Raw genomic sequence first — 591 nt, forward strand, 5'->3', positions numbered from 1 at the left:
GATGCCCTGGGACCGCAATCAGATGGCCGCGCGGGCGGCGGAGGAGCTCGAGGACGGGATGTACGTCAATCTCGGGATCGGCATCCCGACGCTGGTGGCGAATTACGTCGGCGACAAGGACATCACGCTGCAGTCCGAGAACGGCATGCTCGGCATGGGGCCCTTTCCTTTCGAGGGCGAGGAGGACGCGGACCTGATCAACGCGGGCAAGCAGACGATCACCGAGCTGCGCCGCACCTCCTATTTCGACAGCGCCACCAGCTTCGGCATGATCCGCGGCGGCAAGATCGCGGCGGCGATCCTGGGCGCGATGGAAGTCTCCGAGGCCGGCGATCTGGCGAACTGGATGATCCCGGGCAAGCTGGTGAAGGGCATGGGCGGTGCGATGGATCTGGTGGCCGGCGTGGGCCGCGTGATCGTGGTGATGGATCACACGAACAAGCACGGCGACTCGAAGCTTCTGCGCGCCTGCACCCTGCCGTTGACCGGCCGCGGTGTGGTCGACCGGATCATCACGAACCTCGGCGTGCTGGATGTGGTCGAGGGCGGGCTCGCAATCGTCGAGACCGCCCAAGGCGTCACCGAGGCCGA

The 591-nt window shown here is 66.5% G+C and carries 1 protein-coding gene; it reads left to right on the top strand.

The features are described from left to right. Nucleotide 1: 1 nt before the first annotated feature. On the top strand, nucleotides 2–591 hold a 590-nt coding region (locus MUB52_RS23950), incomplete at its 3' end, for a 3-oxoacid CoA-transferase subunit B (RefSeq protein ID WP_263846671.1).

Origin of the sequence: Roseobacter sinensis (genome assembly GCF_025755255.1) — a bacterium.
GTDB lineage: Bacteria > Pseudomonadota > Alphaproteobacteria > Rhodobacterales > Rhodobacteraceae > Roseobacter > Roseobacter sinensis.